The 26,471-nt window shown below is 46.0% G+C and carries 21 protein-coding genes; 3 read left to right on the top strand and 18 right to left on the bottom strand.

Annotated features, from left to right (window positions below):
• Nucleotides 1-4: 4 nt before the first annotated feature.
• The 3 genes from GPK58_RS09100 to ppdK form a co-directional block, all read right to left on the bottom strand.
• Nucleotides 5-469 carry a GtrA family protein gene (locus GPK58_RS09100; protein WP_015525821.1) on the bottom strand — a complete coding sequence of 155 codons (465 nt, stop codon included), beginning with the start codon at nucleotides 467-469 and terminating at the stop codon, nucleotides 5-7.
• A gap of 141 nt (nucleotides 470-610) precedes the next feature.
• Nucleotides 611-1,663: a 16S rRNA (cytosine(1402)-N(4))-methyltransferase RsmH gene (rsmH, locus tag GPK58_RS09095; RefSeq protein WP_092069475.1), complete on the bottom strand. Its 1,053-nt coding sequence runs from the start codon at nucleotides 1,661-1,663 to the stop codon at nucleotides 611-613.
• Nucleotides 1,664-1,858: 195 nt separating this feature from the next.
• On the bottom strand, nucleotides 1,859-4,489 hold the full coding sequence (gene ppdK, locus GPK58_RS09090; RefSeq protein ID WP_015525819.1) for a pyruvate, phosphate dikinase: 2,631 nt from the start codon (nucleotides 4,487-4,489) through the stop codon (nucleotides 1,859-1,861).
• 271 nt (nucleotides 4,490-4,760) lie between these two features.
• Here ppdK and GPK58_RS09085 point away from each other — a divergent pair, with 271 nt between their 5' ends.
• Entirely contained in the window at nucleotides 4,761-5,639 is an 879-nt protein-coding gene (locus GPK58_RS09085; protein ID WP_215638540.1) for an aldose 1-epimerase family protein, read from the top strand.
• Between the two features lie 89 nt (nucleotides 5,640-5,728).
• Here the strand turns inward: GPK58_RS09085 and GPK58_RS09080 are convergent, their stop codons facing one another.
• From GPK58_RS09080 to GPK58_RS09065, 4 genes are read right to left on the bottom strand one after another with little or no spacing between them, the layout of a single operon-like run.
• Complete coding sequence (locus tag GPK58_RS09080) at nucleotides 5,729-7,909, bottom strand: alpha-galactosidase (protein ID WP_215638539.1); 2,181 nt, start codon at nucleotides 7,907-7,909, stop codon at nucleotides 5,729-5,731.
• Nucleotides 7,910-7,936: 27 nt separating this feature from the next.
• Nucleotides 7,937-8,779, bottom strand: a complete 843-nt coding sequence (locus tag GPK58_RS09075) for a carbohydrate ABC transporter permease (RefSeq protein WP_015525816.1) — start codon at nucleotides 8,777-8,779, stop codon at nucleotides 7,937-7,939.
• Nucleotides 8,779-9,657 (bottom strand): carbohydrate ABC transporter permease, encoded by an 879-nt coding sequence (locus GPK58_RS09070; protein ID WP_015525815.1) that lies wholly within the window; start codon nucleotides 9,655-9,657, stop codon nucleotides 8,779-8,781. The genes GPK58_RS09075 and GPK58_RS09070 overlap by 1 nt, the downstream gene beginning before the upstream one ends.
• A 2-nt stretch (nucleotides 9,658-9,659) precedes the next feature.
• Nucleotides 9,660-10,955: an ABC transporter substrate-binding protein gene (locus GPK58_RS09065; RefSeq protein ID WP_215638538.1), complete on the bottom strand. Its 1,296-nt coding sequence runs from the start codon at nucleotides 10,953-10,955 to the stop codon at nucleotides 9,660-9,662.
• A 461-nt stretch (nucleotides 10,956-11,416) separates the two neighbouring features.
• Here GPK58_RS09065 and GPK58_RS09060 point away from each other — a divergent pair, with 461 nt between their 5' ends.
• Nucleotides 11,417-12,289 (top strand): AraC family transcriptional regulator, encoded by an 873-nt coding sequence (locus GPK58_RS09060; protein ID WP_022426301.1) that lies wholly within the window; start codon nucleotides 11,417-11,419, stop codon nucleotides 12,287-12,289.
• Nucleotides 12,290-12,320: 31 nt separating this feature from the next.
• Here the strand turns inward: GPK58_RS09060 and GPK58_RS09055 are convergent, their stop codons facing one another.
• From GPK58_RS09055 to GPK58_RS09020, 8 genes are all read right to left on the bottom strand, one after another.
• A complete protein-coding gene (locus GPK58_RS09055; RefSeq protein ID WP_092069375.1) occupies nucleotides 12,321-13,715 on the bottom strand; it encodes a glycine--tRNA ligase in 1,395 nt (464 codons plus the stop codon).
• Nucleotides 13,716-13,908: 193 nt separating this feature from the next.
• Complete coding sequence (gene recO, locus GPK58_RS09050) at nucleotides 13,909-14,667, bottom strand: DNA repair protein RecO (protein ID WP_092069364.1); 759 nt, start codon at nucleotides 14,665-14,667, stop codon at nucleotides 13,909-13,911.
• A gap of 2 nt (nucleotides 14,668-14,669) precedes the next feature.
• Nucleotides 14,670-15,578, bottom strand: a complete 909-nt coding sequence (gene era / locus GPK58_RS09045; RefSeq protein ID WP_015525809.1) for a GTPase Era — start codon at nucleotides 15,576-15,578, stop codon at nucleotides 14,670-14,672.
• A 68-nt stretch (nucleotides 15,579-15,646) separates the two neighbouring features.
• Nucleotides 15,647-18,568, bottom strand: coding sequence for an insulinase family protein (locus tag GPK58_RS09040; protein WP_215638537.1), 2,922 nt, complete (start codon nucleotides 18,566-18,568; stop codon nucleotides 15,647-15,649).
• 141 nt (nucleotides 18,569-18,709) lie between these two features.
• A complete protein-coding gene (locus GPK58_RS09035) occupies nucleotides 18,710-19,288 on the bottom strand; it encodes a DUF6553 family protein (protein ID WP_215638536.1) in 579 nt (192 codons plus the stop codon).
• 57 nt (nucleotides 19,289-19,345) lie between these two features.
• Nucleotides 19,346-19,939: a DUF5662 family protein gene (locus tag GPK58_RS09030; protein ID WP_021977109.1), complete on the bottom strand. Its 594-nt coding sequence runs from the start codon at nucleotides 19,937-19,939 to the stop codon at nucleotides 19,346-19,348.
• A complete protein-coding gene (locus GPK58_RS09025) occupies nucleotides 19,890-21,815 on the bottom strand; it encodes a Type II secretory pathway, pullulanase PulA and related glycosidase (RefSeq protein WP_252195786.1) in 1,926 nt (641 codons plus the stop codon). The genes GPK58_RS09030 and GPK58_RS09025 overlap by 50 nt, the downstream gene beginning before the upstream one ends.
• Nucleotides 21,816-21,877: 62 nt before the next feature.
• The gene (locus GPK58_RS09020; RefSeq protein WP_015525806.1) at nucleotides 21,878-22,633 is read right to left on the bottom strand and encodes an exodeoxyribonuclease III; all 756 of its coding nucleotides are present in this window, start codon (nucleotides 22,631-22,633) and stop codon (nucleotides 21,878-21,880) included.
• A gap of 200 nt (nucleotides 22,634-22,833) precedes the next feature.
• Here GPK58_RS09020 and GPK58_RS09015 point away from each other — a divergent pair, with 200 nt between their 5' ends.
• Nucleotides 22,834-23,208: a DUF1292 domain-containing protein gene (locus GPK58_RS09015; RefSeq protein WP_215638535.1), complete on the top strand. Its 375-nt coding sequence runs from the start codon at nucleotides 22,834-22,836 to the stop codon at nucleotides 23,206-23,208.
• A 94-nt stretch (nucleotides 23,209-23,302) separates the two neighbouring features.
• Here GPK58_RS09015 and GPK58_RS09010 read toward each other — a convergent pair whose 3' ends face one another.
• From GPK58_RS09010 to GPK58_RS09000, 3 genes are read right to left on the bottom strand one after another with little or no spacing between them, the layout of a single operon-like run.
• Nucleotides 23,303-23,827 carry a deoxyuridine 5'-triphosphate nucleotidohydrolase gene (locus GPK58_RS09010; RefSeq protein ID WP_215638534.1) on the bottom strand — a complete coding sequence of 175 codons (525 nt, stop codon included), beginning with the start codon at nucleotides 23,825-23,827 and terminating at the stop codon, nucleotides 23,303-23,305.
• A 43-nt stretch (nucleotides 23,828-23,870) separates the two neighbouring features.
• On the bottom strand, nucleotides 23,871-24,362 hold the full coding sequence (nrdG, locus tag GPK58_RS09005; RefSeq protein WP_044961222.1) for an anaerobic ribonucleoside-triphosphate reductase activating protein: 492 nt from the start codon (nucleotides 24,360-24,362) through the stop codon (nucleotides 23,871-23,873).
• Between the two features lie 3 nt (nucleotides 24,363-24,365).
• Nucleotides 24,366-26,459 (bottom strand): polyribonucleotide nucleotidyltransferase, encoded by a 2,094-nt coding sequence (locus GPK58_RS09000; RefSeq protein WP_015525802.1) that lies wholly within the window; start codon nucleotides 26,457-26,459, stop codon nucleotides 24,366-24,368.
• Nucleotides 26,460-26,471 lie beyond the last annotated feature (12 nt).

The following is a 26,471-nucleotide window of genomic DNA, read 5'->3' as shown; positions in this document are numbered from 1 at the left end:
TCTTTTATTTTTTAAAAACAATCAATTTACTGATCACATAATTCAATACGATCACAACCACCTGAGCAACAAGTTTCACTGCCATGCTGTTAAATCCAAGCCAGGTGATAAATACCGCAAGGATTGCTTCCTCCACAATCAGAGTAAAGAGCCGTCCTCCGAAAAACGAAGCCATCTGCTTTAAAAATCCGGCGGCGGAATCCACCTGCCCATCGAATACCCATGTCCTGTTTGTAAAATACTGGAACAGTACGCAGACCACCCAGCAGATCACATTGGCAATCAGCGCATTCATGCCCAGGCCCTTATCCAGCCATGCATACAATGCAATGTTCAGAAAAAATGTGAGCCCTCCAAAGAACAGATACATCAGAACTTCCTTATGTTTCTTATAAAAAGGTTCAAATATATTCAGCACCGGAAGATGCATCAGTTTATCAAAAATGTCCTTCTTTTCCTCCACATCCATACCCTTTCTCCTATTCAGTTTAAGCCGTAGCTTTATCATATGTAAACTTATATAACATAGCAAAAAAAATCCCGAATGTCAACGCATTCCAGGATTTTTCTGTTTCTGTATTTGTATCAGAACTGCTCTTTCACTCTTCACTCAGGCCTTCACAGCCCAGCGCATCTTCGTGGATCTGGCGCGCCCATTCTGTGCACATTCCTGTGCGGAAGGACGGATCACATCTTTTGAATAGTCGGAATAGATGCCGTCTTTATATCCCTGCTTTAAGGCTTTCTTTACCAGCTTGTCCTCTCCGGAATGGAAGGTAAGGATTGCTACACGGCCGCCTGGCTTCAGCGCTCCGGGAAGTTTTTCCATAAAATCATAGAGGACCTCGAATTCCCGGTTCACATCAATACGCAGTGCCTGGAAAACTCTCTGGCATGTTTTTTTCACCGTGTCTTTCCTCTCTTTTTCAGGAAGGAAGGACAATGTCTTCTCAATGACTTCTCGAAGCTTCGTAGTGGTATCTATGTGGTTTCCTCTGCGGATCTCATCTGTGATGGCCTTCGCGATCTCCTCACAGTACGGCTCATCGGAATTCTCATCCAGCATTCCTGCAAGCTCTTCTCTTGAAATGGTATCCAGACGCTGTGCTGCGCTGATCCCGGTTTCCTGGTTCAGCCTTAAATCCAGAGGACCATCCACCTTAAAGGAAAAGCCTCTCTTGGGATTGTCGATCTGCATAGAAGACACCCCAAGATCCGCAAGGATAAAATCAAAGCCTCCAACTTCCTCTGCGATCTCATCAATGGTGCAGAAATTCTGGAGTTTAATTGTCAGGATATTTTCTCCGAATCCCTGCTCTGCCAGACGTTTTCTTGTCTTGGCAGATTCTTCCGGGTCCACATCCGTGGCGTACATGTGTCCCTGACCTTTCAGACATTCCAGCATGGCCTTTGTATGCCCACCGTAACCAAGTGTAGCATCAAATCCAACCTGTCCCGGCCTGATCTCCAAAAAATCAATGATCTCTTTTACCATAATGGAAATATGCATTCCAGCCGGTGTGTTTCCCTTGCTGATCACATGTTCAATGGTATCCTTATACTTTTCAGGCTGAAGCTCTTTATATTTCTCCTCGAATTTCTTCGGATATTTTCCTTTATATCGTACACGTCTCTTATGAGGTGTCTGTGATTCCTGATTCATAAAATTCTCCTTATCCTCCGGCTTTATCTGCCCTGTTTCTTTCATGATACCATGAATCCTATTTTTCGTAAACCGTCGGAATACTTCAAAAAATATCATAAAGAAAAAAAAGCCTCTGACAATCTGTATTTCTACAGACTGCCAGAAGCTTTATATATGCTCAGACTGAAACTTCAGCCTGAAATGTATTCTTACTTATGCGTTCTTCTTAGCGATTGCTGCCTGTGCTGCTGCAAGACGAGCGATCGGTACACGGAACGGTGAGCAGGATACATAGTCAAGTCCGATCTCGTTGCAGAACTCTACGGAAGACGGATCTCCACCGTGCTCACCGCAGATACCTACGTGAAGTTTCGGGTTAACCGGTTTTCCAAGCTCGATAGCCATCTTCATAAGTTTGCCGACACCTGTCTGGTCAAGCTTAGCAAATGGATCGTTCTCGAAGATCTTAGCATCATAGTATGCGTTAAGGAACTTACCAGCATCATCACGGGAGAATCCGTATGTCATCTGTGTAAGGTCGTTTGTACCGAAGCAGAAGAAGTCAGCCTCTTTAGCGATATCATCAGCTGTAAGAGCTGCTCTCGGGATCTCGATCATAGTACCAACCTCGTACTCAAGGTCAGAACCTGCTGCTTTGATCTCAGCATCTGCTGTCTCTACAACGAATTTCTTAACATATTTAAGCTCTTTGATGTCACCAACAAGCGGAATCATGATCTCCGGTTTGATGTTCCAATCCGGATGATTCTTCTTAACGTTGATAGCTGCGCGGATAACAGCGCTTGTCTGCATCTTAGCAATCTCTGGATAAGTAACAGCAAGACGGCATCCACGATGTCCCATCATCGGGTTGAACTCGTGAAGGGAAGCGATGATTGTCTTGATCTGCTCTACAGTCTTGCCCTGAGCATCAGCCAGTTTCTTGATGTCCTCTTCCTCTGTAGGAACGAACTCATGAAGTGGCGGATCAAGGAAACGAATTGTTACAGGATTTCCTTCAAGTGCCTCATAGAGTTTCTCGAAGTCTCCCTGCTGCTCCGGAAGGATCTTAGCAAGTGCTGCTTCTCTCTCCTCTACTGTCTCAGAGCAGATCATCTCACGGAATGCATCGATTCTGTTGCCCTCAAAGAACATATGCTCTGTACGGCAAAGACCAATTCCCTCTGCACCAAGCTCACGAGCTTTCTTAGCATCAGCAGGAGTATCAGCGTTTGTACGAACTTTCATTGTTCTGTACTTGTCAGCCCATCCCATGATACGTCCGAACTCACCAGCGATCTTAGCATCTACAGTCGGGATAAGTCCGTCATAGATGTTACCTGTTGTACCATCAATGGAGATTGCATCTCCTTCATGGAACTCTTTACCAGCAAGTGTGAATTTCTTGTTCTCCTCATCCATAGCGATATCGCCGCATCCGGATACACAGCAGGATCCCATACCACGAGCAACTACAGCTGCGTGAGATGTCATACCACCACGAACTGTCAGGATACCCTGAGCAGCTTTCATACCTGTGATATCCTCTGGGGATGTCTCAAGACGAACAAGAACAACTTTCTCTCCTCTTGCAGCCCACTCAACAGCGTCCTCTGCAGAGAATACGATCTTACCGCAAGCAGCTCCTGGAGAAGCACCAAGACCTTTACCCATCGGTGTAGCAGCTTTAAGAGCAGCTGCATCGAACTGCGGATGAAGAAGTGTATCAAGGTTACGAGGATCGATCATTGCAACAGCCTCTTCCTCAGTTCTCATTCCCTCATCAACGAGGTCACAAGCGATCTTAAGAGCAGCCTGTGCAGTTCTCTTACCATTACGTGTCTGAAGCATATACAGTTTACCATGCTCTACAGTAAACTCCATATCCTGCATGTCTCTGTAATGTTTCTCAAGAGTCTCGCAAACCTGTTTGAACTGTACGAATGCTTCCGGGAACTTCTGCTCCATCTCGGAGATGTGCATAGGTGTACGAACACCAGCAACTACGTCCTCGCCCTGTGCATTGGTAAGGAACTCACCGAACAGACCGTTAGCACCTGTAGCAGGGTCACGTGTGAAGGCAACACCTGTACCACAGTCATCACCCATGTTACCGAATGCCATCATCTGTACGTTAACAGCTGTACCCCAGGAATATGGGATATCGTTGTCACGACGATATACGTTCGCACGTGGGTTGTCCCAGGAACGGAATACGGCTTTGATTGCGCCTACCAGCTGCTCCTTCGGATCAGTTGGGAAATCAGAACCGATTTTAGATTTATACTCAGCTTTGAACTGGTCAGCAAGCTCATGCAGGTCAGCAGCTGTAAGCTCAACGTCCTGCTTAACACCTCTCTTAGCTTTCATCTCATCGATGAGCTCCTCGAAGTATTTCTTACCAACTTCCATAACTACGTCAGAGTACATCTGGATGAATCTTCTGTAGCAGTCCCAAGCCCAACGCTCATTGCCGGATTTCTCAGCAAGAGTGTTAACAACTTCTTCATTTAAACCAAGGTTGAGGATTGTGTCCATCATACCTGGCATAGATGCTCTCGCACCAGAACGAACGGATACAAGCAGAGGATTTTCTTTGTCACCGAATTTCTTACCGGTAACTCCTTCCATCTTGGTAATTGCTTCCATGATCTGAGCCATGATCTCATCGTTGATGGATCTGCCATCCTCGTAGTACTGTGTGCAGGCCTCTGTTGTGATTGTGAAGCCCTGCGGTACAGGAAGACCGAGGTTTGTCATCTCAGCAAGGTTGGCACCTTTGCCGCCCAGAAGATTTCTCATAGTAGCATTACCTTCTGTAAACATGTAAACCCATTTTGCCATTTTACATTTTCCTCCTAATTATTGTTCTTTAAAACATAAAAAATGTATGTTTTCTACGCACATAATTATTTTATAGATTTATCCTCCATTAGTCAAGGTTATTCTTCCAAAAAACAGCAATTTCTCTTGTGAAATATGACAGATTTTCCAGTTATATTTTTCACAGATTGTATTTTTCTCGTTATCATCTGAAAAATGTGCTAAAATAGAAAAAAACATGCAGCAATTCCGAGGTAATATTACCCGAATGCTGTCATACAGGAGGTTTATCATGACACGAACGATTGAAAACAACTTTCTTAAGATTTCCGTTTCCGATCACGGTGCTGAACTCACCGGCATCTATGACAAGACTAATGACAGAGAGATCCTCTGGCAGGCAGATCCGGCTTACTGGAAACGCCATGCGCCTGTACTTTTTCCCAACGTGGGACGTAACTACAAAGATATCTGGCGTCTGAACGGAAAGGAATATCCTTCCAGCCAGCACGGCTTTGCAAGAGACAGCGATTTTATCTGCACGGATATCACCGATACTTCCCTTTCCTTTGTCCTTAAGTCCTCTGAAGAAACCCTGAATGTTTATCCGTTTGCTTTCGCTCTGAAGATCACCTACACTCTGAAGAAGCACGACCTAGAAGTATGCTGGGAAGTAGTTAATAATGATTCTGAAACTATGTATTTTACCATCGGCGGCCATCCGGCATTCCGTGTTCCGGTACGTGAAGGCGAATCCCAGAGTGATTACCGTCTTGCTTTTGAAGGCCTGGACACTCTTACCTATCTCCTTATCGATACGTCTGTAGGAACAGTCCTTTCTGACGAGCCACATACACTTTCCCTTGAAAACGGAACCTGTTCCATTGCTCCTCATATGTTTGATAAAGACGCTCTTGTTTTTGATAACGGCCAGATCCAAAAGGCCGGTATCCTCTTCCCGGACGGAACTCCATATCTGACACTTACCAGTGAGGGCTTCCCGAATTTCGGTATCTGGTCCGTACCCGGTGCTCCCTTCGTATGCCTGGAGCCGTGGATGGGACGCTGTGATGACTGTGGTTTTGAAAAGCCTCTTTCCGAAAAAGCAAATATCAATGTGCTGAAACCGGATGAGGAATTTATCAAGAGCTATCAGATCACCGTACACTGAGCTATGATAAAAAAGATCCGCCATACATCGGCTTTTTCAGCTGTCTGTATGACGGATCCTTTTATTTATCTTACTGTCTCAATACGCTCTTATTCTCTCACAAAATGATACTGATAAGCTCTGTACTCCCCAAACTCTGCAGGAAGCGGCATTCCACCATGCATCAGAGCAGCTCCGGAATAGATCCTGCCGGTAGCCTGTTCCTTATAAAGTGCACTCTCATCAAGGCCGCGAAGCTGCACATAATTCACAGTCATATTTCCATGGATCTCCTCCATGACAACATTGAGCAGAACTTCTTCCTGAGAATTTCCAACGATCTCCCATGCACAGACCTCACTCTTAAACGGATCTGTCAGGCGATAGTACCGTCCGTTCTGGATCAGTGGCGCATATTTACGGAATTCCCCAATCTGGCTGCGGACCTCATCTTTTTCTTCCTCAGTCAGCTTCAGAAGATCCAGCTCGTAGCCGAAGGTTCCGGACATGGCAACCACACCTCTGGTATGTAACGGGGTGATCCTTCCTGTCTGATGGTTCGGCACTGCAGACACATGTGCTCCCATGGCCGATACCGGATATCCGAAGGAAGTGCCATACTGGATCCGAAGCCTGTCAATAGCATCAGAGTTGTCGCTGCACCAGATCTGCGGTGTGTAATACAGCATACCTGCGTCAAATCTTCCGCCGCCGCCGCTGCAGCCCTCGATCAGAAGATCCGGATAACGGTTCACCATACGGTCCAGAAAATCGTACAATCCCAGGACATAATCATACATTACACGTCCCTGATCCTTGGTCATTACGGAAAATACATCCATCAGGCTTCGATTCATGTCCCATTTAACGTACTCAATATTGGCATTATCCAATACCGCACTGATCTGTCCAAAGATTCCGTCTACAACTTCTTTTCTGGAAAAATCAAGTACCAGCTGATTTCTGGATCTCACTGGTTTTCTTCCCGGAATCGTAAGTGCCCAGTCCGGATGCTCACGGTAAAGATCACTGTCCTCAGAGATCATCTCCGGCTCGATCCAGATACCGAATTTCACTCCAAGGTCATTGACTCTTTTTACCAGTCCGCCGAGAGTCTCTCCAAGCTTCTTCTCATTGACATACCAGTCCCCAAGACCACTGTTGTCATCGTCACGTTTTCCAAACCAGCCGTCATCCAGAACCAGCATATCGATACCAAGGCTCCTTGCCTCTTTTGCCAGATTATATAAAGTCTCTCCTGTAAAATCAAAATATGCTGCCTCCCAGCTGTTTACCAGCACCGGACGGACCTCTGTCTTATATTTACCACGGCAGATATGATGACGGATGCAACTGTGCAGATTCTGGGAAAGGCGATTCATTCCCTGATCTGTGTAGCTTAAGATCACCTCAGGTGCATAGAAGGTCTCCCCGGCTTCCAGCGGATACCGGAAGCACTCCTCCTGTACACCAAGGAGCATTCTTGTCTGATTGTACTGATCTTTAAGAACCTCACCCTGGAAATTTCCACTATATACAAAGGACATAGCATAGCAGCCTCCATGATCCTCTGTTGTGTCCTTCTCTGCCAGGATCATCATCGGATTATACTGATGGCTGGATGTGCCACGGACACTGCCGATCATCTGACTTCCATGAGCCACCGGTACTCTCTGCAGATTCCGCTCCATGGCATGTCTTCCGTAAAAAGTAAGCAGGTCATAATCTCCGTAAAGAAAATCCAGTTCTGCGGACATCACCTTGTTCACATAGATCTTCTCACTGCTCTGATTGCGGATATAGACGCTTCTTGTAATGATATCCAGTTCCGGAAGTACACCGTAAAGAAGCATGGCCTCCACGCCGGTAGCCGGATCCTCCAGTACGATCTCCAGAGTCTGTGCCTCATCATTATCCGCATAAACCGCCGGAAGCCCCGGAAGGCTGTATTTACCGTCACGGATAGTATAGTTCTTGTAACGCATATCACAGCTCATGCTTCCGTCACCGTTTTCCAGCATCAGTGATGCACTGCGGAAATCTCCGTTTCCGTAGCAGGAAAGCTCCTGTGGAAGAGAGTCCATGGAATAGGTTCTGTCTGTTCCCGCATCATAGGGATTTCCGGAAAATCCTCTGTCATAGTAGGTCAGAAGATAATCCATGCAGCCTTCTGCCTTTTTACCATAATAGAGATGAAGAAGAAATCCGTACTGATCCACCTGCATCTGATATGTAGTTTCTTTTGTCTGCAGGGTAAACGTTCTGTCTTTCTCGCAGTAGATGATTCCCATATGTGAATCCTCCTTTTTCTTGTGTTTTTATTTTACGGCACCGTTTACAACACCATTTAAAATGTGCTTCTGGCAGATCAGATAAAACAGAAGGATCGGAAGCAGTGCCAGCAGATAAGAGGCAAACGCAAGGTTATAGTTTGTTCCGAACTGAGTCTGGAAATTCAGCTGTGCCAGAGGTAATGTGGTTCCACCTGTAGATCCGGACATGATAACCAGTGGAGTCATAACGTCATTCCAGGTTCCAAGTGCTGTCAGAACTGCCACTGTGGCATGCATCGGCTTCATGATCGGAAAGATGATCTTCCAATATGTTTTCCAGGTGCTGGCTCCATCCACACAGGCCGCCTCCTCAAGGGCCATTGGAATGTTTGTCAGATATCCGGAATAAAGAAGCACGTTCATAGGCATATAAAATACCGTATAAAGAATGATCACACCGACTTTGTTATCAAGGCCCATCTCAGCAGTCTGCTTTACAAGCGGCATCATCAGGATAGCAAACGGAACAAACATACCGCTCACTACATAGAGATAGATAAATTTATAAAATTTACTTCTCTTGTTTCTGGCTATAGCATAACCTAAAAGTGAATGAATTACAATAGCAAGAACCACTGTGATCACAGTGATCAATACACTGTTTCCAAGAGAATGCCAGAAGTCTGTTACCTCCATAGCTTCCCTGAAATTGGCAAGACTGAATTTCTCTGGCAGAGACAGGATCCCGGCTACACTGTTGGTCATCTCTGTCGGCTGCTTGAATGCGATCACAATTGTCATATAAAGCGGAAATACCACTGTAATAAGGCCAAGGATCAGAAGGATCGTTACCGGCCAGTTCGCTTTTTCTCTTACTTTCGTTTTCATTACAGCTGCTCCTCCTTTTTCCCTGTGATAGTCAACTGCACTGCAGAAATGATCACGATCACAATAAAGAATATAACCGCATTGGCGCTCTGGAATCCAAACTGACCGCCACTCATACCATTGTTATAGATCAGATAGGAAATGGATTCTGTACTCTGTGCAGGACCACCCTTTGTCAAAGCCATGATCTGATCAAATACCATCAGGAAGTTTTTCACACAGAGAACCATGTTGATACTGAAAAACGGAACGATCAGCGGGAATGTCAGGTAACGGAACTTGCTGAATCCGGTAGCACCATCAATAGCGCCTGCTTCGTATACATCCTCCGGCACTGTCTGAAGACCGGAAATGTAGATGATCGTATTCATTGCAATGGACTGCCATGCACACACGATCACGATGGCAACCCATGCCAGGCTCGTACTGGAAAGCATGCTGGAAGACAATGTTTTATTTCCGATCATCTTTCCGAATGCAGGCAGGATATATGTAAAGAAATAATTGAAAATATATCCTACGACCAGTGCGCCAAGTACATTAGGAATAAAATAAGCTCCACGCAGTGCACTCTTGAAACGGATCTTGCTGTTCAGTCCAAGTGCCAGGATCAGGCTGAGTACATTCGTTACGATAGTTGCCACGATGGCCAGCTTAAAGGTAAACAGATAGGAACCGCCAACACGGCTATCTGTAAAAAGATCCTTATAGTTTCGAAGTCCTACCCAGTCATAGCTTCCATAGCCTTTAAAATTTGTAAAGCTGTAGATCACACCCTTGATCAGAGGCAGTGTGTTAAAGCAGAAAAATAATGCCACGATCGGAATGGTGATCAGAAGAAAGGTCAGCTTTCTTCCACTCATAGATTTTTTTCCCATGATCAGTTCTCTCCTTCCCCGTTCTTTTCCTCATAGTCCTGTACTTTACGGATAATGTCACGGTTATATCTTGTCCAGTCTGTATCAAATTTTTTCAGGAATGCATCTTTATCCTTTTTCATCAGGAAGGTCTGGATCTGTGCATCCACAGCCATCTCTGTAGGATAATAATGATCCTGGTAGTCGGCCATCCTTCCCTCTTCTATGTATTCCTTCATACCATCCAGAGTAGAGGGAAGTGTGAAATCACCCTCTTTACAGGGAACTGCCTTCTGGTCATCCAGATATGTCTGTATATTCTCATCCTCAAGAAGGAAATCCAGCACTTCATATGCAGCTTCCTTATTCTCACAGTCATCCATCACACAGAACTGAAGGTCAACTCCGGAATTCAGTTTGTTTTCTGACGGATCATTGCTTGCCGGTGTTACAAAAGAATCAATATCCATATCCGGATTTACACTCTGGATCTGCGGGATCGCATAGCTTCCGATGGGATACATGGCAGCCTCCCCTTTTGCAAAAGCGGTGCAGGCTCCATTGTAATCATAGGCCAAGGGATCATCCGGTCCATACTGGATAAGCTCCAGCATACGGTCTGCTACTTCCTTATACTCTTTTGCAAAAGTAGTGTTTCCCTGGTTTACCTGGCGGCATACATCGGCTGGTGCAAGATCTACCGCAATAGAATTCCACGGTGCAAGACAGGTCCAGGTATCTTTAAATCCGAAATAAAGCGGCTGGATACCTGCATCCTGAATTTCCTGGCAAAGGCTCATAAATTCATCCCATGTAGTCGGGATCTGCCAGCCATGCTCCTTGAAAAGCTCACGATTGTAAAGGATTCCGGCGGCATTGGCCACGTAAGGAACCGCATAGACTCCGTCTTCCGGAACGAATTCCAGCGCTTTATCAATTTCTTTATATGCATCTTTGATCGAATCCAGTCCCTGATAATCGGAAATATCCATCAGCATATCAGAATCAATAAAATTGGAAAAGTTAACATCGCCTCCGATTCCAATGATATCCGGATTATCCTCACGGATAAATCTTGTCTTCAATACAGTCATAGCATCGTTTGGTGATTCGATGGTAAGATGGATATCATCATGAGTGGCATTGAATTTTTCTTCCAGTTTTTCAAATGCCTTAACCGCTTCCGGTTTATACTGCACAAGTTCGATCTCTGTCTTTCCGCTGTCCTTTTTACCTGTGCCGCATCCGCTCAATGTAACGGAAGCTGCCATGGTAAAGGCAAGTCCCATACAGAGGATCCATTTACTTCTGTTGCGCATCTTGTAATTCTCCTTCCTTTTCCTTTTATTTGATAAGTCGGATATCACCCATTTAACTGATATGGCTATCCGGGTTCTCCAATACTTATTCTCTGGTTTCTTTTTTCTGAAAGCTATTTTAACATAGCTTTATGCTTGCATAAATAGCAGTGTTTTTCTTGTTTTATACCAAAATGCAATTTTTCTCTGTCTTCATTAAAGTCATCTAGCATTTTGATATATTTTACGCCTATATCACTACTTTTATCTAAAATTAGTATATTCCGAATTTATCGAAAATCAGCAGGTTTCTCGAGAAACTTAATTTTCTCACAAAGTTTTATCGATTATCCTTCTCTTTTTAGTATATTTTACAGGCTGTTTTTGTAATTGCATTTTTATACATATGTTGAAGTTCCCTGCTGTTTTAATATATAATGTTACTGAAACCAAACAAAATCATACACCTAAAGGATAAAAATATGAATGACCTTCTCTTCTCCGTTTTTCCAAATGAAAACTTTGTTGATATCGGACTATACCAATATGGCTGGGAGCACTGCGCTCCGGCACATTCATTCGGCCCGGCCGCACGAAACCATTATATTTTTCATTATGTAATCTCCGGTACAGGAACTCTGATGGCAGACAATTCCGCAGGAGAGACCATCACCTATCAGGTAAAAAGCGGCCAGGGTTTCATGCTTTTTCCCGGTCAGATCAACACCTACATTGCAGATACCGACTTTCCATGGGAGTACACCTGGGTGGAATTTGACGGGCTCCGGGCAAAAGAGATCGTGGAAACTGCAGGCTTAAGTCCGGACCATCCGGTCTATCACAGCCACTCTGCAGATCTCCGCCAGAAAATGATGGAGGAAATGCTTTATATCAGCCATAATTCCCAGGAATCACCCTTTCATCTTATCGGACATACCTGGCTTTTTCTGGATTACTTTATGCGCTCTACGGAAACTGTCCGCATGAAACAGGATGGAAGTATCCGTGATTTTTATATCAAGGAGGCGCTCTCTTTTATTGAACAGAATTTCCAGAATGATATTTCCATTGAGGATATCGCAGCCTGCTGCGGCCTGAACCGAAGCTACTTCGGTAAGATCTTCCACGACACCATCGGACGTTCTCCCCAGGAATTCCTGATCAGCTATCGCATGACCAAAGCTGCAGAACTTCTTAAGATCACAGCCCTGTCTATCGCAGATATCGGAAATGCAGTCGGATATCCCAATCAGCTGCATTTTTCCCGGGCTTTCAAAAATGTATACGGAATGTCGCCAAGAAACTGGCGGATGAAAAACAGACTTATTGAAAAAAAGCCTCCGGCCAGAAAATAGCCGGAGGTTTTTTATTAAAAAATGTATTTACTTAAAATGTAAATTTATCAGCAAAGTATGCATCAAGCTCATCGATCTTCACACGTACCTGCTCCATAGTGTCACGGTCACGGACTGTAACTGCACCGTCATTCTCAGACTCGAAGTCATAAGTGATACAGAACGGAGTACCGATCTCATCCTGTCTGCGGTAACGTTTACCGATATTTCCACGGTCATCGTACTCACAGTTGTACTTCTTGGAAAGCTGCTGGTAGATCTTCTCAGCACCCTCGTTAAGCTTCTTGGAAAGCGGAAGCACACCGATCTTAACCGGTGCAAGTACCGGATGGAAATGAAGGACTGTACGAACATCGTTCTTCTCTTCATCCAGAACTTCCTCATCGTAAGCGCTGCAGAGGAAAGCAAGTACCATACGGTCTGCTCCAAGTGATGGCTCGATAACGTATGGGATATATTTCTGTTTCTTCTCATCATCAAAGTATGTGAGATCCTGGCCGGATACATTCTGATGCTGTGTCAGGTCATAATCTGTTCTGTCAGCGATTCCCCAGAGCTCACCCCATCCGAATGGGAAAAGGAATTCCACATCTGTGGTAGCCTTGCTGTAGAAGCTCAGCTCTTCCTTATCATGGTCACGGTAACGAACCTCATCATCCTTAAGTCCGAGAGCACTCAGCCAGTCAAGGCAGAACTTCTTCCAGTATGCAAACCACTCAAGATCTGTATCCGGCTCGCAGAAGAACTCAAGCTCCATCTGCTCGAACTCACGGGTACGGAATGTGAAGTTACCCGGTGTGATCTCGTTACGGAAGGATTTACCGATCTGGCCGATACCAAACGGGATCTTTTTACGGGATGTTCTCTGTACGTTCTTGAAGTTTACGAAAATACCCTGTGCAGTCTCCGGTCTTAAATATACAGTATTCTTGGCATCTTCGGTAACACCCTGGAATGTCTTGAACATCAGGTTGAACTGACGGATATCTGTGAAGTTGTGTTTACCACAGCTCGGACATCCTACCTCGTGTTCTTTGATGAAGTCCATCATCTTCTCCTGGGACCATGCATCTACGCTTCCCTCAATGGCAATGTCATGCTCTGCACAAAAGTCCTCAATGAGTTTATCTGCACGGAAACGCTCGTGGCACTCTTTACAGTCCATAAGAGGATCAGAAAATCCGCCAAGATGTCCGGAAGCGATCCATGTCTGCGGGTTCATAAGGATCGCACAGTCAACACCTACATTGTACGGAGACTCCTGAATGAATTTCTGCCACCATGCACGTTTTACGTTATTTTTAAGCTCTACACCGAGATTTCCATAATCCCACGTGTTTGCCAGGCCGCCGTAGATCTCGGAACCCGGGTAAACAAATCCTCTGGCTTTTGCAAGAGCTACGATCTTTTCCATTGTCTTTTCCATGATTTCTCTCCTCTTGACTTGCAGCTGTTCCGCCAAATGCGTCCGGAAAGCTCCGGAAAAAGCTGCTTTTTTACATTTTTGGTCTTATTATACTAGTATCCTCATGATTTTTCAAGGATATTTCCATTTGCATTGCTTCCTGTCCTGCTTTTGAAAAATAAATCGTTACGGTTATTCCGCAGCCGGCAGTGATCTATCTCATCAATTCCAGGATCTCCAGACTTTTAAACCGCTTGTCTGTATTCAGCTCCGTATACCGGTAAATGTGGCGTTCCAGTTCCCGCAGCACATCATCCCGTACTGTAAACGTATACAGCTTTGCCAGGGGGGACACGGCTATGTAGCGCATGGCATACAGGGCAGCCGCTGAGATCCGTTTCCTGTCCATGGCCATCCTGCTGCAGTCCGCACACAGGATCCCATGCTCGTCCTGGGAGAAAAAAAGTTCTCCGGTTTCTTCCTCCATAAGCTCTCTCCCGCAGCCCGCACACTGGAACAGCTGCGGCATCACGCCCTGGATCACCATAGTCCGCAGTTCATAGATACAGCGCACCAGCCGGTCTTCTATATGAGGATTCAAAATGGCTTTGATGGTCACATAGAGAAGATTCATCATCTCCTTCTCATCCGTTCCCTCTTTGCCAAAATAATCTGCCAGCTCCAGAAAATAATATCCATAGTAAACCCCCGGCTGCCGGGTGGCCAGCTCCACAAAATGATGCTGCACGCTGACCTGGTTCAGATTATAGCTTGTCCTTCCCTCATAAAGAGTAAAGCTTCCGAATACAAACGGGTTAGCTGCTGCCATGAACGGACTGTTCTGCCGTCTCGCTCCCTTGGCAAAAGCGGAGATCTTCCCCCTCTCTCTTGTGAGAAGGACGATCCGCTTGTCATAATCCCCTACCGGCATGGCAGAAAGTACCACTCCCTGTACGGTAATCAGATCACTCATTTTCAGATTTCTTTCTTATCATATCCAAAGTTCTTGATCAAGAAATCACTGTCTCTCCAGTTCTTAGTCACCTTGACCCAGAGCTTTAGGTTTACCTTTGCTTCCAGCATACGCTCCAGCTCATAGCGGGCATTGCTTCCGATCTTTTTCAGCATGGCACCCTGTTTTCCGATGATGATGCCTTTGTGGGAATTACGCTCGCAGATGATGGTCGCATCAATATCTATGATGTTGCTTCTTCCCGGACGTTTCTTCATCCGGTCGATGGCAACGGCGATTCCGTGAGGGATCTCCTCATCCAGTGCATGCAGAGCCTTCTCACGGATAATCTCTGCGGCGATCTGGCGCTGAGGCTGGTCGGTAACTGTATCCTCATCATAGAACATCGGTCCGTACGGAAGATATTTGAAAATACTTGGAATGATATCCTGTGTGTTTTTTCCGCGGAGGGCAGAGCAAGGAATGATCTCTGCAAAATCACAGATCTTACGGTAGGTATCGATCGCAGGAAGAAGCTCTTCTTTTTTTACCGTATCGATCTTGTTGATGATGAGAATCACAGGAACTCCAACCTTCTGCAGCTGCTCGGCAATGTGGCGCTCTCCCGCACCTACGAATGTGGATGGCTCCACCAGCCACATAATGGCATCTACTTCCTTCAGGGTTCTCTCCGCAACCTGTACCATGTATTCTCCAAGCTTGTTTTTTGCCTTGTGGATACCCGGTGTGTCCAAAAATACAATCTGTCCCTCATCACAGGTATACACGGTCTGTATCTTGTTTCTGGTTGTCTGTGGCTTGTTTGATGTGATGGCGATCTTCTGTCCGATAAGATGGTTCATCAGCGTGGATTTTCCAACATTCGGTCTTCCGATGATCGCAACAAAGCCTGATCTAAAATTGTTATCCATTCTTTATCCTCTCATAATCCTTTCACAGCCTGCTATCCCATTTAACGGACAGCAGGCTTTGTTTCTCCTCAGCCGATCAGTGGCTTCACTTCCATGAATACATCTTCCGCCTTCTCTATTGCAGTCTCACTTCCTACTACGCAGATCTGATCATCGGAAAGTACTGCTTCTACAAGAGCTGCCAGTTTCTGGATATCCTCCTTCTGCGCTCCGAGGATCTGATTTCTTTCCTTCTGGAGCATATCCTCTGTAACATTGGAGAAATATGCGGTTTTTGAGATACTTCCCTGCATCTGCGGAGTTCTCGGCACATCCTTGTTGCTGATCGTTCCGATGATATATTTTGTCATCTCACGCTCGTCTGCCTCAAAGGCACGGATATAATCCGGCACTCCCTGGTATACTTCCAGGGTTCTCTTTAGATGGGGATCACGGTAGGATACCAGGAAGCTCTCTCCGTTTCTCTTAAAGCCGCTCATGCAGCCATACGCTCCACCCTTTACACGAAGGTTGATCCAGAGATAATCGTAGCTTAAGATCACTTTCAGGATCTCCAGTGCACCGGTATACTCCAGGCCTTTTTTGCGGAAGTTTCCGTTCTGTGCCACATACTGGACCTGGCCGGAGGTCTTGAAGGCTTCGTTTTTCTTTATGCAGGGGGCCTGCTTCACAGACTCCGGCTTCTGTCCGTTAAACAAGACTTTTTTGATCCCGGCAGCCTGTGCTTTTACTACATCCAGGGACTCTCTCTCTCCGGTGTAGCTTACACAGAAATTCTCCGGACGAAGAACCTCCTCCATCACTTTGCGGAGATTTTTTACGATCTCGTCCTTGCAGCTGTCAAAATCTTTTTCCAGTTTTTCGATAAACTGATAATATCCGATTCCTGCCATCTCATCCTGGAATGCCGCCATCGGAGATGCGTAGGAGGCACCACGGAGAACGGCGGTGGAATGGCCTGCACTTGCAAGGCTGGCCTGGGCTCTGGATCTCACTCTGGCAATGATCTCGTAGAGACGTTTGGTGTCATCCAGCTTCGAAGTTGTAAGAACCTCCCGGATCATGGAAAACATGAAATCCATCTCCGGATATAACGCTTTTCCTCTTACGGCAAACATGGCACGGAACGCATCGGTATCCTGGGCATCATCAAAAACCTCTATCCCATAGGCAATACCGCCGGTTCTCGCATTCACTTCATTAAACAGCTCGCCATAAGTGTAATTCTCCGTATCCACTGCACCAAGCGCGGATTTCAGAAGTCCCAGATAATGGACTGTATCAACATCAAAGTCATGGATCTCAAAAAGAAGATCCGCATAACCGATACCATTGGTGCACACATCATGATACAGAAACAAGCTGTCCTCCACATGGTGCTCCTCGTTTGTCAGTCCTGTGATCTCTTTTTTGATGTCTTCTCTGGAGAGCATGGGGATGCAGGTCAGCGCTTCCGGAGTTTCCTCCGCTTCCTGATAAGCCTCCAGCGCTTTGGTATTCTCTACCATCCGGGTAAGCTCTTCATCAGAAAGGCTCTTTCTGTAATTCTCCAGCTTTTCTTCCAGTTCCTTATCCCTCTTTGCTGCAAGGCCTTTCTCCGGTACCAGGGAAAGGATCGCGCCATGGGTATTATCCAGAAGATATTTACGGATCAGATCCTCAAAATATCCCTCTTCCAGAGCTTTTTTGAGGAACTCAAATCCCTCAAGAAGCTGTACTTCACAGAACGGCTTTGTATCGTCATAAAGCCAGCTGCTTAAAATATCCAGGCCATACATCAGTCCCTTCGGATAGGAAGAGAAATCTGCCTCACGGAAACGGAATTCGTAGTAGTTGATTCCGGCTGTTACTGCCTTCTTGTCGATACCTTCCTCCATGATCTTTGTGAGGGTGTCACGGATCACTTTGACAAATTCCTCTTTCTGGCTTAAGTTGGCTCCCTTTGCCACGATGGAGAAATAGGTCTGTTTGATTCCATCCTCAAAGGAGCCATAGATATCCTTGCCAATCTTTGCATCCAGAAGTGCCTGTTTCAGCGGTGCACCCGGTGCGCTTAAGAGAGCATAATCCAAAACCTCGAAAGCAAGACTCAAGTTGATATCTGCCGCTTCACCCACAACCATATTGTAGGAAAGATAGGTGTTATCCTCTTCTCCCTCATCCTCTGATACCGGATAAGACTTCTGGATGTCCTTTACATGAGCAAAGGCTTCCTGATCCCGGATCTCGGAATCAATGACAAGAGAATCAAAGGCAGACAGATAATGGCTGTCAAGAAATTCCAGCTTCTCCTCCATATCCATGTTTCCGTAGAGATAGATAAAGCTGTTGGACGGATGATAGTACTGTCTGTGGAAATCCAGAAATTCCTCATAGCTGAGATCCGGAATATTTACAGGATCTCCGCCGGACTCACAGCCATAGGTTGTATCCGGGAACAGCGAATTCATGATCTCTCTCTCCAGAACATCATCCGGTGAGGAAAAAGCACCCTTCATTTCATTGTAAACGACACCGTTGTATTTCAGCGGGCCTTCTTTTTTCTCCAGATGGTAGTTCCAGCCTTCCTGACGGAAGATCTCTTCTTTTTTATAAATATTCGGATAAAATACCGCATCCAGATATACATGCATCAGATTCTGGAAATCTCGGTCATTACAGCTTGCTACCGGGTAGCAAGTCTTATCCGGATAGGTCATGGCATTAAGGAAGGTATTAAGAGAACCTTTTACCAGCTCCACAAAAGGATCCTTAAGCGGAAATTCCCTGGAGCCGCACAGTACGCTGTGTTCCAATATATGAGCAACACCTGTGCTGTTTTTCGGCGGTGTACGGAATGCAATGTTAAAAACCTTATTCTCATCACTATTCTCGATGAGCATCACTCTGGCTCCTGTTTTTTTGTGTCTCAGAAGCCATCCTTTTGAATGAATATCCTGAAGCTCCTCTTCCTTCAGGACTTCATATGCGTTCAGATGATTGGGATTCATAAAATAGTAACCTCCTGAATGTTTCTCTTCACACCCGGTAAAAATCCCTTTTCAAAAAATCCCGGGATCTTTTGCCGGATGCATGGCAACAAAAGGCTGCCTGAGTAGTCAGACAGCCTGAAACGGAAGCGCTCCGGCCTCCTAAATGTTTCCTTCGTTGGGATAATACTGCCTGTAGATCTCTCTGGCAGCTCTTGTGATGATTCCAAGCTCAGCTTCCATTCCAAGATTAACCGGAAGCTCCACAGCTGTTTCCCTGATGTCTCTCTGGACCTTGGCCTTCGCACTGTCCTCCTTGATGTGGATCAGGCCGAAAATCGTTGTGTTATAGGATTTATCTGTCTGACAGAGATCCATGTAGACCAGAACCAGATGACAGCATTCCCGGTAAAGAAGCTCCTCATAAAGGCCGCCCCTTTCCTGGAGCTCCTGAAATTTCAGCTTCTTAAGATACTTGCCTATCTCTTTCTTCGCACTTCTTGTACCAAAGAATCTGGAAGCGGAATTCCGGTTAAACTCCATGGTCATCCAGAGACCGAGATAACCGTCTGCCCTGGTATCACCAGTCTCAGCTTTATCGCTGTAACGGATCTCCCAGAGTTCCTTGCGGATCCTGTTTTCTTCCGGTTCTTCTCCTGCTGCAATGGACTGCTCCAGAAGCTTCAGACGCTCCATGGGATCTTTCTCTCTATAGTATTTCGCAATTGTTGGTGTATCCATTCATTCTTCCTCCTGATATCTGAATATTATATCAGACAACCTGCCAAAAATACACCCCTATCTGTGATTTCGAAGCTTTTTCCCGGGGCTTTTCACTTTTTTTCCGCGGTTATCACATAGATATACATTGCGGATATACCACAGGGTCTTATCCTCTCCGTATTTATCCAGGATCCGGAGAAGTCCCTCCAGCTCTTTCTTTGTCTGTGGGTGGATAAACCACAGCTTCTCCTTGCTTTTCAGAAAATACTGCAATGGTTCATGATAGGTATATTCCTCTCCCAGATAGTTTCTGGATGCACTGATCCGGTCCATGACCATTTCCGCCACATATTTTCTGGGCATTCTGGCTCCCATGATCACATGCTCACCGTCAAGGGAATAGTCTACCCAATGTTCAAAATGGTGTCTGTTTCTTCCCTTATGGTGCAGCCAGGACATAGATACGCCGGTTGCCTCACGTTCTGCGTTGTTGGGGCTTCTTGTCCCCTGATAATATTTACAGCCTACCAGAAATTCCGTCGGGGAATATTTGGACAGGTCATGAAGCAACCCCTGCTTATATAACCCGATACGAAAACAATATTTCATCACCAGAAGCTTATGCCTCGTGATGGTCCTGAAGTGCAGCCACGGGTGCCATGATCGCATCTTTCTCCGCCTCCTGTCTGCCCAGCAATACCACAATGGCGCGGGGGCCTATTTCGATTGATTTTTTATATTCTTCTTCCTCCTCCAGACAGAATCCTGTTCCGTGAAGAGATGTATCTGCGATTTTTTTCCAGCACATGCCTTCCGGGAGATTGGGCAGAGCAAGGCTCCGGTTTTCCCAGTGGAAATTATAACCGATATAGATAAAATCGTCCTCAGCTGCCTCCACGTCCTCTTCTTCCCTGGCATAGGCGCCATAGTACATCATCCCCAGAAGACGGCTGGTATTCTCATAACTTAAGTACCAAGCACGTTCTCCGTGAAGAGATACATCCGGGAACCCCTTGGTAAGATAATCCACGCCTTTCAGTTCCACTGGCATATGAAGAACAGAATGGGCTTTTCGGAAAGCAATGGCGTCTTTTACAAATTCCAGCAGCCCCTGGTTTCTGGAAAAACCTTTCCAGTCTGTCCAGCCGGTAGCATTATCCTGACAGTATGCATTATTGTTTCCGCTCTGGGAATTGCCGAATTCATCGCCGTGATAGATCATGGGAACACCCTGACTCAGCAGCATCATCAGAAAGGCATTTTTGATCTGGCGTTCCCTCATCTGACGGACGGAAACCTTACGGGTAGGGCCTTCCACACCGCAGTTCCAGGAATAATTATAGCTGCTTCCGTCCTGATTGCCTTCGCCATTGGCCTCGTTATGTTTATAATTGTAGCTCACCAGGTCATTCATGGTAAACCCGTCCTGGCAGACCATGTAATTGATCACTCCATGATTCTCGCTGTTATGACGGATATGCCATGCTGCAGCCTCCACCATACCTTCATCGCTTTTCAGGAAACGGCGCATATCCTGGAGAAAATTCATATTGCTCTCCGCTCCGCAACGTCTGGCCGGGAGCTTTCCTCTGTAAAAATGATCAAAATCAAAGCCCTGGAAGATCAGTTTTGCTCCGGAAAGGATTCCATCCCGAAGAAGCATCTCCCGGTTAAAGCCCTCTCCCAGCACATGAAATCCATCTACATGGTAAAAATCTCTCCAGAACTGCAAAGCTCGAAGAGCCATCAGGCTGTCTGTTTCCTCCGGAAAATAGAATTCCATGATACAGGCAATGCCGTTCTTGTGCAGTTCCCGGATCAGATACCGAAATTCCTGCTCCGGTTCTCTGGTGCTGCAGTAAGCACTCTTCGGGCTGAAATAAAAGCCGGATGCATAGCCCCAGTAATTCACTACATTTTCCTTTCGACGGGTCTTGATGTGTTCACTGCCTTCCTTCGGTTTATTGATCGGAACCTCACAGAATTCATAGGCAGGCATCAGTTCAATGGCATTGATCCCAAGTTCTTTCCAGTAAGGGATCATCTCTGTCAGGCCAAGAAAAGTCCCCTTATGGGAAACCATCTTTCTGGCAAGCTTCGTATAACCACGGACATGAAGCTTGTACAGGATCATATTTTCATATTCTACTGCCGGTGCAGTTTCATTTTCCCAGCCGGAAACATTCTCATTAAGGAAGCGACAGCGGACCTCCTTTTCCGGATCGTAAGGTACTCCGAAATGCTCTCTCCCGTGAAGTCCATATGCATACGGATCCTGCACGATCTCACCGTCTATTTTATAATTATATTCAAACTCCTTCAGAGAAGCACTGCACAGCTTCAGCGCCCACACACGTCCTGTATGGAAATCCTTTGGAAAAACGATCTCCACCGGTGAGGCAGCTCCTCTTTTTTTATATAAAAGCAGGGACACTTCGGAATCTTCCGATGCCTCCACTGCAAAATTATAACCGCCCTCCATTTTGTTGGCTCCAAGTATCAGCGGCTGACCTTTCTCCACTCGACCTAATCTGCGGCTTGCCAAGGCAACTCCTCCTTTTCTCTTTTTATTATTCAAATCCATGGAAATCCTTTTCGCCGGATCCGTCACAGATCAATATCCAGTTCAACCGGGCAATGATCGGATCCCATGATCTCTCCGTGGATCTTCGCATCCTGAAGCTTTTCTTTCAGGGAAGGGGAAACAAGGAAATAGTCAATACGCCAGCCGGCATTCTTCTCTCGTGCACGGAAACGGTAGGACCACCAGGAGTAAACACCCTCTTTATCCGGATAAAAATAGCGAAATGTATCAATAAAGCCGCTCTCGAGGGCTCTGGTAAAGCAGGCTCTCTCTTCATCCGTAAAGCCTGCATTTTTGCGGTTGGTCTTCGGGTTCTTGAGATCAATCTCCTGATGTGCCACATTAAGGTCGCCACAGCAGATCACCGGTTTCTTCTCCTGCAGTTTCAGAAGATAAGCCAGAAAATCCTCTTCCCATTTCATACGGTATTCCAGACGGCGGAGCTCACTCTGGGAGTTGGGAGTATATACAGTCACAAAATAATACTCATCGAATTCCAGTGTGATGACACGTCCTTCTTTATCATGCTCCTCTATCCCGATCCCGTAAGCCGCAGACAATGGCTCCCTCTTTGTAAAAATGGCTGTACCTGAATAGCCTCTGCGGTTTGCGTAGTTCCAGTACTGATGATATCCGGGAAGTTCCAGCTTCACCTGTCCCTGCTGGCATTTCGTCTCCTGCAGACAGAAAATATCCGCATCCAGCTCATGAAAGCGTTCCTCAAAGCCCTTGGTGATACAGGCCCGGATCCCATTTACATTCCAGGAAATAAATTTCATATTTTTATATTTTCTCCTCATTTTTTCGTCATATTTTTATTATATCTCACATTGTCGGATTAAGCAAAAAATATTTTGAAAGTTTTCTCAGGCTCTCAAATATTTTGTTGCTGTTCTACGTCATATCTGTTAAAATGTTCTCTATATCATGCAGAGCTGCCCTCTTATTTACAGGCAGCAGCAGAACGGAGGATTTTTTTATGAGTGATGAATTTAACAAAAGCGGATGTACACCAAGCGACTGCGCTTCCTGCACAGCTAACTGCGAAAGCAAGGTAGATGAAGCACATCATACCATCACCCTGACTATGGATGATGATACTGAGGTAGAATGTGCCATCCTTACTATTTTCCCTGTAGAGAACAAAGAATATATCGCACTTCTCCCACTGGATGAGAACGGCCAGAATGAGACCGGTGAGGTTTATCTCTACAGCTTCTCCCGCACAGCAGACGGCGATCCGATGCTGGCAAACATTGAAGATGATGAAGAGTACGACGCTGCCGCAAATGCCTTTAACGCAGTCGTGGAAAAAGCACGTGCAGACGAGGAGGCAGACGCACCTCTCAGCTAAACAGTGCATTTATCGGAAAACAGTAACTACACAAAACAAGCCCGGAAAATCGGATGTATGTGGTCTTCACACCTCCGCCTTCCGGGCTTTTGTTTTATTTTGTGGTACTTCCGAAGCCACCGTTTCTTACTGCATCTGCATCGTCATCCACAGTGATTCCGTATTCCACAAAGATCCCCTGCATAAAACCGGTTCCTGCCGGGATCTGGATCGTTTTATCTTCTCTTGTATCGTTAGTCAGCTTGGCAAAGATATGCCCTTCGTTGTCGGAAAAGAAATAATCGCTGTCAATGATTCCCACTGTGTTATTCAACTGCAGCCGGAATTTAAATCCCAGTCCGCTTCTCGGATAACATTTCAGAACCCAGCCCTCTTCCATCTCTACGCGGATACCGGTTGGTATCTTTACGATCTCACCCGGCTTCATGGTCACATCCACAGGTGCATAAAAATCATATCCTGCACTTCCGGTCGTAGCTCTCTTCGGAAGCTTCAGACTGTCGTAGATATTCTTGATTTCCTCTTTTGAAACTTCTTCAAATGAATTATCAAAGGTATCCTTCCAGTCCTTTGCAAACTGTTCAAAACTTACCTTGTGAAATTTCGCAATTCTTTTCATTTTTCGTTCCACTCCCAATAGGTAATTTCAAAAAAACCTCTGATCACTCCGTGTACAGAACCACACGGTTCTCACGAAGTGACGCCTGTACATCGATCACCCTCTGATTTGAGGAGCCTTTCCATTTCAGACGAACCTCTTTCTTGTCCACCTGAAATTCCCCGTCCACGCATACATCCAGATAATGGATGATCTCGTACTGCTGGATTTCTTCCCAGAGAGAACCCGTATACAGCCAGATCGTCTTATCCGGATACTTCTCTCTGATCTCTCTTGCAAGAGCTGTTACCTCAGCGATATTGGAAGGATGCAGAGGATCGCCTCCCGAGAAGGTGATCCCGCTGATATAATCCTTGTCCAGCTCTGCAAATATCTCAGCTCGCTCGCTGTCCGTAAAGGGCAGGCCTCCATTCGGATCCCAAGTAATGGGATTCTGGCACTCCCGGCAGCCGTGTGAACAGCCGGCTACCCAGAGCACTACACGAAGTCCGTCTCCGTTTAACATATCGTCCTTGGTAATATTGTGGTATCTCATCATTTATGCTTCTTCCGGTACATCCTTCATGCTGAAGCTGATTCTTCCCATCTTGTCCTTGCCAAGGCAGATAACCTTAACTTTGTCGCCAAGTGTGAGAACATCCTCAACACGGTTGATCCTCTGTTTGGAGATCTTGGAAATGTGTACCATTCCCTCCTTGCCCGGTGCAAACTCAAGGAATGCGCCAAACTCTTTGATGCTGACTACGCGTCCTGTAAAGATCTGTCCTGCCTCAAACTCGGTAGTGATGATCTCGATCATACGTTTTGCTTCATCCATACCCTTCTGGTCTGTTCCGCAAATAGAAACTGCGCCGTCGTCTGTGATGTCGATCTTCACACCTGTACGCTCGATGATCGTGTTGATAGTCTTTCCTCTCTGTCCGACTACATCACCGATCTTCTGCGGGTCGATCTGGATCTGGATGATCTTCGGAGCAAACTCCCCAACAGTTGTACGAGGCTTGTCGATACATTTCTCCATAACTTCTGTCAGGATATATTCTCTTGCCTCTTTTGTTCTGCGGATCGCTTCCTCAACGATCGGTCTTGTAAGACCATGGATCTTAATATCCATCTGGATCGCTGTGATTCCGTCATGTGTTCCGGCTACCTTGAAGTCCATATCTCCGAAGAAGTCCTCAAGGCCCTGGATATCTGTAAGAACGATGTAATCATCGTCTGTTTCACCTGTAACAAGTCCGCAGGAAATACCTGCAACCGGTTTTCTGATCGGTACACCGGCAGCCATCAGTGACATGGTAGATGCACAGATACTTGCCTGGGATGTGGAGCCGTTGGACTCAAATGTCTCAGATACGGTACGGATTGCATATGGGAATTCTTCCTCTGTAGGAAGTACCGGTACCAGTGCTCTCTCAGCAAGTGCTCCGTGACCGATCTCACGACGTCCCGGTCCTCTGGAAGGCTTGGTCTCACCTACAGAGTAGGACGGGAAGTTGTAGTGGTGCATATATCTCTTGGATGTCTCAAACTCATCCAGTCCGTCAAGACGCTGTGCCTCTGTAAGAGGAGCAAGTGTAGTAACGGTACAGATCTGAGTCTGTCCTCTTGTGAACATGGCAGAACCATGAACTCTCGGGATGATATCTGTCTCTGCAGCCAGCGGACGGATCTGTCTGATCTCACGTCCATCCGGACGTTTATGATCTTTGAGGATCATCTTGCGGACAGTCTTCTTCTGGTACTGATATACAGCCTCACCGAGAACGGCAAGCCATTCCTCATTGTCTGCAAAAGCTTCTTTCAGCTTATCAGTGATCTCGCTGATGTTATTCTCACGTGTCTGCTTGTCATCAGAGAATACGGCAACCTCCATCTCTTCCGGAGGAACGATCTTCTTGATCTCATCAAAAAGCTCCTGAGGTACTGCACAGGACTCGTAGGAATGTTTCTCTTTTCCGCACTCTGCTACGATCTGGTCGATGAATTTGATGATCTCCTGGTTCACTTCATGAGCCTTGTAGATAGCCTCGATCATCTTATCTTCCGGGATCTCATTAGCTCCGGCCTCAATCATGATAACCTTCTCTCTTGTAGAAGCAACCGTAAGCTGAAGATCAGAAACTGCCTTCTGTGCAAGTGTCGGGTTGATGATAAACTCGCCGTCGATCATACCAACCTGTGTGGTTGCGCATGGACCGTCAAATGGGATATCAGAAATACAGGTTGCAATGGAAGAACCAAGCATAGCCGGGATCTCCGGATTGCATTCCGGATCAACAGACATAACCATATCTACCAGAGTTACGTCATTTCTGTAATCCTTTGGAAACAGCGGACGCATCGGACGGTCGATAACACGGGATGTAAGGATTGCATGCTCGCTTGCCTTACCCTCTCTCTTGTTGAATCCTCCCGGGATCTTTCCTACTGCATACATCTTCTCCTCATACTCAACACTTAACGGGAAGAAATCGATTCCTTCTCTTGGCTCTTTGGATGCGGTAGCAGTAGCAAGGACTGTAGTATCACCATAGTGCATAAGAGCAGCACCATTGGCCTGTTTCGCTACACGTCCGATATCTACAGTCAGTGTTCTTCCTGCAAGTTCCATGGAATAACTTTTGTACATATTCGTTCTCCT

Origin of the sequence: Blautia sp. MCC270, from assembly GCF_018785605.1 — a bacterium.
GTDB lineage: Bacteria > Bacillota > Clostridia > Lachnospirales > Lachnospiraceae > Blautia_A > Blautia_A fusiformis.
This window is presented reverse-complemented; position numbering and strand designations above follow the sequence as displayed.

What these genes read in the sequence shown, in the direction of transcription:
- ppdK (WP_015525819.1), bottom strand. Translation starts at nt 4,489, where the DNA reads ATGGCAAAATGGGTTTACATGTTTACAGAAGGTAATGCTACTATGAGA.
- GPK58_RS09080 (WP_215638539.1), bottom strand. Translation starts at nt 7,909, where the DNA reads ATGGGAATCATCTACTGCGAGAAAGACAGAACGTTTACCCTGCAGACA.
- GPK58_RS09065 (WP_215638538.1), bottom strand. Translation starts at nt 10,955, where the DNA reads ATGCGCAACAGAAGTAAATGGATCCTCTGTATGGGACTTGCCTTTACC.
- nrdG (WP_044961222.1), bottom strand. Translation starts at nt 24,362, where the DNA reads ATGAGATACCACAATATTACCAAGGACGATATGTTAAACGGAGACGGA.
- GPK58_RS09000 (WP_015525802.1), bottom strand. Translation starts at nt 26,459, where the DNA reads ATGTACAAAAGTTATTCCATGGAACTTGCAGGAAGAACACTGACTGTA.
- GPK58_RS09010 (WP_215638534.1), bottom strand. Translation starts at nt 23,827, where the DNA reads ATGAAAAGAATTGCGAAATTTCACAAGGTAAGTTTTGAACAGTTTGCA.
- GPK58_RS09085 (WP_215638540.1), top strand. Translation starts at nt 4,761, where the DNA reads ATGACACGAACGATTGAAAACAACTTTCTTAAGATTTCCGTTTCCGAT.
- rsmH (WP_092069475.1), bottom strand. Translation starts at nt 1,663, where the DNA reads ATGAATCAGGAATCACAGACACCTCATAAGAGACGTGTACGATATAAA.
- GPK58_RS09055 (WP_092069375.1), bottom strand. Translation starts at nt 13,715, where the DNA reads ATGGAAAAGACAATGGAAAAGATCGTAGCTCTTGCAAAAGCCAGAGGA.
- GPK58_RS09035 (WP_215638536.1), bottom strand. Translation starts at nt 19,288, where the DNA reads ATGGATACACCAACAATTGCGAAATACTATAGAGAGAAAGATCCCATG.
- GPK58_RS09040 (WP_215638537.1), bottom strand. Translation starts at nt 18,568, where the DNA reads ATGAATCCCAATCATCTGAACGCATATGAAGTCCTGAAGGAAGAGGAG.
- GPK58_RS09075 (WP_015525816.1), bottom strand. Translation starts at nt 8,779, where the DNA reads ATGAAAACGAAAGTAAGAGAAAAAGCGAACTGGCCGGTAACGATCCTT.
- GPK58_RS09070 (WP_015525815.1), bottom strand. Translation starts at nt 9,657, where the DNA reads ATGGGAAAAAAATCTATGAGTGGAAGAAAGCTGACCTTTCTTCTGATC.
- recO (WP_092069364.1), bottom strand. Translation starts at nt 14,667, where the DNA reads ATGAGTGATCTGATTACCGTACAGGGAGTGGTACTTTCTGCCATGCCG.
- GPK58_RS09060 (WP_022426301.1), top strand. Translation starts at nt 11,417, where the DNA reads ATGAATGACCTTCTCTTCTCCGTTTTTCCAAATGAAAACTTTGTTGAT.
- GPK58_RS09100 (WP_015525821.1), bottom strand. Translation starts at nt 469, where the DNA reads ATGGATGTGGAGGAAAAGAAGGACATTTTTGATAAACTGATGCATCTT.
- GPK58_RS09020 (WP_015525806.1), bottom strand. Translation starts at nt 22,633, where the DNA reads ATGAAATTTATTTCCTGGAATGTAAATGGGATCCGGGCCTGTATCACC.
- GPK58_RS09015 (WP_215638535.1), top strand. Translation starts at nt 22,834, where the DNA reads ATGAGTGATGAATTTAACAAAAGCGGATGTACACCAAGCGACTGCGCT.
- era (WP_015525809.1), bottom strand. Translation starts at nt 15,578, where the DNA reads ATGGATAACAATTTTAGATCAGGCTTTGTTGCGATCATCGGAAGACCG.
- GPK58_RS09030 (WP_021977109.1), bottom strand. Translation starts at nt 19,939, where the DNA reads ATGCGATCATGGCACCCGTGGCTGCACTTCAGGACCATCACGAGGCAT.